9 protein-coding genes and 1 pseudogene are annotated in these 7,921 nt (G+C 61.8%); all 10 read right to left on the reverse strand.

Translation table 11 applies throughout. The features are described from left to right. Positions 1 to 330, reverse strand: a pseudogene (locus AC1DWI_RS08120) (serine endopeptidase); the annotation flags it as partial. 30 nt (positions 331 to 360) lie between these two features. Beyond that, on the reverse strand, positions 361 to 1,176 hold the full coding sequence (locus tag AC1DWI_RS08125; RefSeq protein ID WP_477668718.1) for a DUF2145 domain-containing protein: 816 nt from the start codon (positions 1,174 to 1,176) through the stop codon (positions 361 to 363). A gap of 13 nt (positions 1,177 to 1,189) precedes the next feature. After that, the gene (locus AC1DWI_RS08130) at positions 1,190 to 1,648 is read right to left on the reverse strand and encodes a hypothetical protein (protein WP_477668719.1); all 459 of its coding nucleotides are present in this window, start codon (positions 1,646 to 1,648) and stop codon (positions 1,190 to 1,192) included. Between the two features lie 27 nt (positions 1,649 to 1,675). Then, the gene (locus AC1DWI_RS08135) at positions 1,676 to 2,140 is read right to left on the reverse strand and encodes a YiaA/YiaB family inner membrane protein (protein ID WP_477668720.1); all 465 of its coding nucleotides are present in this window, start codon (positions 2,138 to 2,140) and stop codon (positions 1,676 to 1,678) included. Positions 2,141 to 2,268: 128 nt separating this feature from the next. Beyond that, positions 2,269 to 3,222, reverse strand: a complete 954-nt coding sequence (locus tag AC1DWI_RS08140) for an alpha/beta fold hydrolase (RefSeq protein ID WP_477668721.1) — start codon at positions 3,220 to 3,222, stop codon at positions 2,269 to 2,271. A 55-nt stretch (positions 3,223 to 3,277) separates the two neighbouring features. Beyond that, positions 3,278 to 4,315, reverse strand: coding sequence for a hypothetical protein (locus AC1DWI_RS08145; RefSeq protein ID WP_477668722.1), 1,038 nt, complete (start codon positions 4,313 to 4,315; stop codon positions 3,278 to 3,280). Next, positions 4,312 to 5,190 (reverse strand): methyltransferase domain-containing protein, encoded by an 879-nt coding sequence (locus AC1DWI_RS08150; RefSeq protein WP_477668723.1) that lies wholly within the window; start codon positions 5,188 to 5,190, stop codon positions 4,312 to 4,314. Before AC1DWI_RS08150 ends, AC1DWI_RS08145 begins: the two co-directional genes overlap by 4 nt. A 15-nt stretch (positions 5,191 to 5,205) precedes the next feature. Next, a complete protein-coding gene (locus tag AC1DWI_RS08155; protein ID WP_477668724.1) occupies positions 5,206 to 6,570 on the reverse strand; it encodes an FAD-binding oxidoreductase in 1,365 nt (454 codons plus the stop codon). A 21-nt stretch (positions 6,571 to 6,591) separates the two neighbouring features. After that, on the reverse strand, positions 6,592 to 6,948 hold the full coding sequence (locus AC1DWI_RS08160; RefSeq protein ID WP_477668725.1) for a DUF805 domain-containing protein: 357 nt from the start codon (positions 6,946 to 6,948) through the stop codon (positions 6,592 to 6,594). Next, positions 6,945 to 7,921, reverse strand: a 977-nt coding sequence (locus AC1DWI_RS08165; protein ID WP_477724653.1) for a 1-acyl-sn-glycerol-3-phosphate acyltransferase, incomplete at its 5' end; no start/stop codon positions are given. The genes AC1DWI_RS08165 and AC1DWI_RS08160, both read right to left, overlap by 4 nt.

Below are 7,921 nucleotides of genomic sequence, written 5' to 3' on the forward strand. Positions count from 1 at the left end.
CAACTGCGTGGCGCGCCGCGTGGACAGCCAGTTGTCGAAGGTTTCGCGCGCTGCGGCCGAATCCGCCTGGGCTGCCCGGCGTTTAAGCTGGGCTTGCTCCAGCGAGATTTGCGCGTCACGCTCGGCCCGCTCTGCCGTTTTGATGGCGCCGCGTAGCGCATTGCTGGCTGTGGCGTCCATGTAGTCGTCGACCGAGAGCTGCTTCTCGACTTTCGGCAAATCGCCGACCACCGTGCCGCCCAAACCGATCAGGAAACCGGCAAACACCAAAGCCACCAGCCAGAGGCCGCGGTGCATCCATTTTTCTGTCAATCGCAAAGTGTTGGCCATGGTTATCTCCGTTTTCTGGAAAACAGGTTTTCACAGTTTGATGACGGTCACGGGCTTGCCGGGCACAGTCATTTGCGCGCGTTGCAGCCAGTCAAACACCGAATCCACCGTGACGGTCTCAATGCGGTCAGAAAACCGCTTGTCGTTGGGATGGTCGTCAAACGCGATATTCGCCGCGGTCACGCGCCCGCCCAGGCGGGTCAAAGGGCCCAGCTTCAGCGTGGTGGGCTCGTAGCCCTTGAATTGCAGCCAGGCCTGAGCCTTCTCACGCGTGGTCACCCCGGGTTCCATCGCGGCGGCCATGGTTTCAATCGCCCATTGGTTGGACTGCTGGTACTTGCGGCCCCACACGTAGCTCACGATGCTGTAAGGCTTGTGGTGCATGGCTGTCAACCGGCCCGGGTCTTGCAGCAGCGCCAGGAGGCGTGCCTGGACTTCCGGCGCAGGCGCCACCCAGGCAGCTTCGTAACGCCACAGGTCGTCCAGGAAAAACTCGCCCAGTCCCTGGCGATAAACCGCTGAGTCGCCGGTGCCGCAGGTGTTGAGCTTGTGCACCACGCGCCAGGTTATGCCGCCCTGACCGTCGGGCAGCTGATAGGCCAGGCCCAGATGCGAATAGCGAATACCGTACTTGCCCAGGTCTTGGCCTGTCCGCGCCAGCACCACCACCTTCTCGCCGCTGGCATTGAGCGATGCCAGCGTCTTCTCGGCCAGTGTCATGCCGCGCTCAACGGTTTGAGGGGTGGTTTTGCGCGCTTCGCAGGAACGCCCGGCATGGACAGTTGGGGCGGCGCCCAGGAAAAAAGCAGCCAGCAACAACGGCAGGACGACTCGAGTGATTTTCATGGGGTACTCCGCCTTATTGGGTCAACCGCTCGTTGTGCAGCAGCGCGCGGCCTAGTGCATTGGGAATAAAGGCAATGGCCTCTCCGGCCGCCGACAGCACCACCCCGGCGCTTACCACACTGACCACCACGGCGGTGCCGACGACCATGGAAACACCGGCAACGCCCCGGCCGACCACCTCGATGCTGGCGCGGGCACCGTCGGAGCCGCGCTCCAGCACGTACACCGTTCCCCTTGCCGTGCTCTCCACCGTTTTGACCACCAGCACCGTACCGGCCGTAGACAAAACCACAGGCACAGCGACGACTGCACCCACCGCGGCGCTGGCCGTGACTACGACGGAGGCTACCGGCAGTGCCGAGACGGCACTGAGAGCGGAAGCCTCGGATTGGGCTTGCGCATTAAAAGATGCCGTAGCGCCCGCCAATATTGCGCAAACAGCTATTAAATATGTAGCAAATGATTTTTTCATGATGCGTTCCAGAAGAAGTGTTGTTACTTATTCGCTGGCCGCGTGACCGCGGGGCCCGCGGCCCATACGGGCTTCGCTCAAGTCGGCTTCGTGCCGGTCGCGCAGGGTTTTGGCCAGGGTAAAGCTGCAGGTGATCAGGTAGAGCCAGCTCACGCCCAGGAAAGCCTTGTAGGTTTCATTGATCTCCATGCGCCACAAACCCCAACCCGTCAGCGACATCGCCAGGAAGAAGCCACCCCACACCACCAGCTTGAACATTGGGGTGTCCGTCAGCCGGCCTTCGGCCCGGCTTTGCTCCTGGTCACGCACATACTTGGCCAGCACGAAAGCGGCCGACAGGCAGAAGAAATACCCCATGATCATGAAAGCGCGGTCCAGGTCCTTGCCGGGCAGCCAAGACAAGCCCACAGCGCAAAGGAAAACTGCAATCACGAACGAGGCCCACACCTGAACCTGCCAGGGTTTGGAGTCACGGTGTATCAGCGTCTGCATAAAAACCTTGCGGTTGTTGAGGTGCCACTACTGTGCGGGCCAACGCTGCAAAATCACGCGAATAACGATACAGATCCTCAACAATGATCGAAGAGTATCGAATTTTGATACTTATTCAAGGAACCGGTTCAAGGATGTCTTAGCGCCTCCGTCATGCGCATATTGAACAAGGCCGGATCCTCAATTTGCGGAATATGACCGACGCCAGGCAATACCAGCAGTCTTGATCCGGCGACCAGGCGCTGCAGGGTTTCGGCCTGGGACAGCGGCGTGATCGTGTCCTCTTGCCCCCAGACCAAGGTCAGCGGCATGGGCAGCTCGCGGAAACCTTCAGGTTTCTCGCTCAGGGACTTGCCGCTCTCGCCGGCAAATTGCGCGGCCCAGTCGCCCAGGCTGGCGGTGAAGCCGTCCAGCACGAAAGGCTGCCGATAAATTGCCGTGCGCGAAGGCGTGACGACCTCCTTGCGAGCCACGAACTGGCGCAACCAGAATTCGCTGAACAAGGGCTGAGTGCCCACCGCGGCAATCAGTGCGGTGCGCAGCGGGCGAATGCCAAAGAGGCTCGCCGCCACGCCGCCGCTTTTCGCTGGTGCGGGATATTCCATCAGGCCGATTGCCGCGTCGACCAGGATGAGATGGCGCACGCGGTCGGGTTGCAGCATGGCGGCTTCGGCCGCGGGCCCGCCGCCATAGGAGTGGCCCAACAGCGTAACGGGCCCGAGCTTCAGCGCATCAATCAAGCCGATGATGCGGCGCGCCTGTGCGTTGCGACTGTAGTCGCGCGCAGCAGGCCGCGTGCTGAAGCCGAAGGGCGGCAGGTCCACCGCAATGACGCGATAGCCGGCGGCCGCCATGGCCTTTACGTTCTGGTCCCAGGTGCCGCTCCATGCGCCGGTGCCGTGGGTCAGTACCAGGGGCGGCGCGGCCGGGTCGCCGAATTCCTGCACATACAGGTCCACGTCATGCGCATGCAGCCAGCGCCCTTCCCTGGGTGCCGCCTCACGCGGGCTGTGGTCCTCAACCCACAGCATGCGGGCCCAGGAAAAAGCCACAACCAGCAACAGGCAGGCCACCAGCGCCATGAGTACGCGCCACGGATAAAAAAGCCAGGTGCGCCCTGGCTTCTGCTCTCGCCGCTTAATAGTCAAAAATGTGCTCCACCTGCAGCTTGCCGGCTTGCCACTGGCGCAACGACTCGGCCAGGTGTTTGACGGGCACCGTCAACACCACCCGCTGGGTGCCGGGCCGGGTGATGATAGGTTGCCTCAGCAGTGGCGTGGCGGGGCTGGTGGGTTCCCAGGTGCCTGGCGCCAGCACGCTGACCAGGATGAATGAGTCATTGCCTGCGATCTCGCTGAAATTGACGCCTTGCACCGCCAGCGCCTGGGCATAGCGCATGAATGCCTCGTAGCGGGGGATGGTGACCAGGGCCGAACCGTCGGATGTCGGCGAAAGCACCTTCAGCTCCGGCAGCGCGGTGTCGGCCCGCGGCACAGGCTTTGCCACCACGGCAGTGACCGGCAAAGGCGCATCGTAGATCGTCTGCGTGCCCAGCTTGATCAGCCGGGCATAACCCGCCTTGACCAGGTATTCGGTCGTGAGGGCAAAGCGGCGTTCCCACTTGCGGACCATGTCAGGCCCAATGAGAGGCACATCGCGCCAAAGACCTGCCAGCGCCTTGTCGAAGTCATACAGGTACCAGGGCTCTACGCGGATAAACCGCACATAGTCCTGTGCAACGCTGGCCGCATGCCTGTCCTCGGGCGTGGTGCGGCCGGCCAGTGATTCGGCGAGCCGCCCGACGAGCGTCTCATAGGCCGACTTGAGCGCATATTCCACCGTCGTGCTGGTGCCTATCACCATGATCATCAGGTGATAGCCGGGGTTGAGGTCGAGCCCGCGGCGGCGCGTCTCGTCAAAGACGGCTTTGTAGCTTTCCCAGAACTGGCCGATGTGGCCATAAAAAGGAAAGCGGCTGGGCGCACTGGTACCTATGAACTCACCGTACTCATAGGGGCTGAACACCAGAAACCATTCGGGATAAGTCAGCAGCGTCTGCTCGACGCCGCGCACATGCTCGGGCCCCGCCACCGGCGCAGGGCCGGAGGCCGACGCCATACCGACAAGCGCGGCGAAGGCGCCCGCAACTGTGAGATTGCGCAGCCAGCGCATCACGCGGCAGCCTCGCCGGATTTTGTGAACGCCAGCAGCACGTTGTCGGAGGGATCGTGCGCCTGCAGCTCGCGCTTGCCGCTGTCCTTCAGTCCACGTTCGCCAAGGTAAGCCACCCACTCGGCAACGGGACGGAAGTAGCGCAGCTCTCGCTGATTGGTTTCCCATGCGCCGTTCAGACCAGCATTGAAGACGGTGTGCACCAGTGAGACAAACGTGAACATCTCGGGCGTTGTGACGTCATGGTCGCGCAGGATGAACATGCCGCCCGGCTTAAGCACACGCACGATGGATGCCACAAAGGCATCCAGCTTGTCCAGCGGGCAGTGGTGCAGGCCGATGTAGCAGGTCACCAGGTCCACGCTGGCATCGGGCAGGCTCGCTGGCAGCGGGTCATAGTCGTTCATGGGCACAAAGCCGCCGATCTTGAACAGGCCGCCGCGCTCTGCGATGTCCACCGGCGAGTTGGTGGGCGCCACATCATTCACCAGGGTGACGGGGCCGGTCACCTTGATGCGCTTTTTCAGCTCGCTGATGTAGCGGCCGGTGGAGCCGATCTCGACATAACCGTCAATCTGCTTTTTGTCGCCCAGGAGCCGCTGGGTCTGGTCAGCCATCTCCTTCTTCTGCTTGAAGAGCGCCGGCAACGCCAGGGTCAGGTCCGCCATGAAGGGCTTGATCTTCGGCAGCTCACGCTGGAGCCTGCGGTAAATGGCTTCATCGTTGTCAAGCTCGGCAGAGGTGTTCTTGATCAGTGTGTGAAACCGGTCCTCAGGATAAAGGCGGTAAATGTTCTGCAGGAACTTGTAAAAACCGTCGTGCCAGCGGGTGACGCTGAAAACGGCGCGAAATTCCGAAGCGGGTGAGGTTGTGGTCATGGCAAGCCCAGTCGTTCAGGTGTTGGAGGCGTTCAATGTGGGGGCGTAGTATTTGTCCCAGAGCACATTGCGCAAGCGGAACTGCGGATCGAGCTTGCGTTTCAGGGCGAACAGCTCTTTGGCCCGCGGATAGGCGGCGTGGAACTGCTCCGCCGTTGCATGCGGCTGGTAGGGCAGGTAGTAGCTGCCGCCGACACTGATGGCCGCATCAATCAGCTCGCGCGTCCAGACCGACACGCGGTTGATGGCGTTGTCCCGGGTGCGCTGCTTGTAATAGAGGACAAACGCAAAGGTCTCACCCCGGGCCCAGGCCAGCAGGGTGCCGGGGTCGGGCCGCGCATGCCGCACCGACACATTAAGCGCATTGACGCGATAGCGCTGCAGGATTTCCGCCATGATCGGCACGAAGTCGTCAAACCGCTCCACCGGAATGAAGTATTCCTGCAACACATAGGTTGTGTGCTTGCGCGAAGCCGGCTCAAGCTCCGCCACGTCGTAACCCGCCTCGAAGTTGCGCCAGTGCACCTTGCGGAAAAGATAAAGGAGGGGATCGATCAGGTATTCGCGCCGCCATTTCCCCAAGGGGGTTTCGGTCACGGCCCACACAAAGTAGCGGTTCACAGGGTAGGTTTCACCGCCTTGCTGTAAACGCCTTGGCTCGGTCGTGGCTTCGTCAGTACGCGCCCAGGTGACAGAACGCACCTTGCGGTAATGCGGCGGGTACAGGTCGGCATTGTGGAAAACAGCATCCTGAAAATACCTGACCTTGGCCTTGAAGTGGCTGATGTATTCGGCCGCACTCATCTTGCGGGCCAGTCGCTTGACCTTGGTGTTGTCCGCCAGGTCCAGCTCGGCCTCAACGATCACGGCCACACCGCCGTAGCCGCCGATCACGGCGTAAAAGAGTTCCGCATTGACGGAAGGCGAAGCATCCTGCACGCTGCCGTCGGCCAGCACCACCCGGATCTCCCGCACCGACATCACCACTGCGCCCAGGCCCATGTAGCGACCGTGACAGTTGACGCTCAGCGCGCCGCCCACCGTGAAATTGGCATAGGTCTGCATGATCTTCACAGCGAGGTTGTGCGGATCAACAAATCGCTGGATGTCGCACCAGCGAATGCCAGCCTGCACGCGTATGGTTTTCTCCATCGGCGAGAAGCGGATGATCTGGTTGAGCTCACGCATGTCCAGGTGCAGGCTGCCGGGGCTGGCGGTCTGCCCGCCCATGCTGAAATGCCCGCCGCCCACCGACAGCGGGCCATCGGTACGGCGCACGGCATCGCACACCTCGTCCACGGTTTTGGGTTTGCTGATGGCCCAGACGGCAACCGGGTTGAGGCCGGTCACATCGTTCACGATCAAAGTGTTGTTGTGCATGTTGTGGTCCCGCGTCATCCTCTACCGCACCACCAGATAGTCGCCGCGCGGCGCCAACGGGTCGGGGCCCCAGCGATTGTCTTGCGGCAGGCCGCGCCTGAAGGCCAGTTGCCACGCCAGCCACAACGCGCCGGCCACCGGCACCAGGACCAGCAGCAGCCACCAACCCGAACGGTTGCGGTCATGCAGGCGCCGGATGCATAGCAATATCAGCGCCGCCAGTACCGGACCATTGATGAGCCAGGCCAGCACCACCGAAGGCGCCGGCCCTGCGGCTGCCCAGGCCAGGTACAAAACCATCCACGCGATGAGGCCATGCAGCCAGAAGCCACCGCGAGAAAGCCTGCCGCCAGCTTTAAAAAATTGAAGCGCAGTCATGTCTTGTCCTGTCCCAGAAGTTGTTCCACCTTCGCCCTCAGATCCAAAGGCTCCACTTTGTCCGCAGCAATTGGCATGCCTACATTCAGGCCCACCCGGTTGAAGAGCCCGCGCCGAAAGGGTCTGGTCATGGCAACTCCTTTTTCGGCGCGGCTGAAAAAGGAGCCCCATAAGTCGGTCAGCGCCATCGGCACCACATTGACCTGCACACCATCACGCCGGGCATTCTCCAGAATCTTCATGACGCCGCCTTTGAACTCCTGCAGTTCGCCATTTTTTGTAATGCCGCCCTCGGGAAATATTGCGAGCAGGTCACCATCACGCAGCACCTTGGCGGCGGCCTCGAAAGCCGCCTCGTACAACGCCGGGTCTTCCGTGCGCGGTGCAATCGGGATCGCCTTGGCCAGCCGGAACAGCCAGCCCAGAACCGGCATTTTGAAGATGCGGTGGTCCATCACAAAGTAGATGGGACGCGGGCTGGCGGCCATCAGCAGCACCGGGTCGACAAAGCTGACATGGTTGCAGGTCAGCACGGCAGCGCCGGTAGCAGGGATGTTGTCGTCACCGGTGATCTTGAAGCGGTAGACCAGGCGCGAGGCGATCAGGGCGATGAAACGCAGCAGGTACTCAGGCACCAGCATGAAGATGTAGAACGCCACCACCGCATTGGCCAATCCAACGAACAGGAAGATTTGCGGAATACTGAACCCGGCCTTGAGCAGCGCGCCGGCCAGGATAGCGCTGACGATCATGAACAGCGCATTGAGAATGTTGTTGGCCGCGATGATGCGCGCCCGGTGCGTGGACTGGCTGCGCAGCTGGATCAGCGCGTACATCGGCACGCTGTAGAGGCCGGCAAAGAGGCTGAGCCAGGCCAGGTCGATCATTACGCGCCAATGCACAGGCTGCGACATGAAGGCGCCCAGGGTCATAACGGGCGCTGACGGCAAGCCGCGCGAGGCGAAGTAAAGGT

It is taken from the genome of Polaromonas sp. P3_C2, assembly GCF_056402675.1.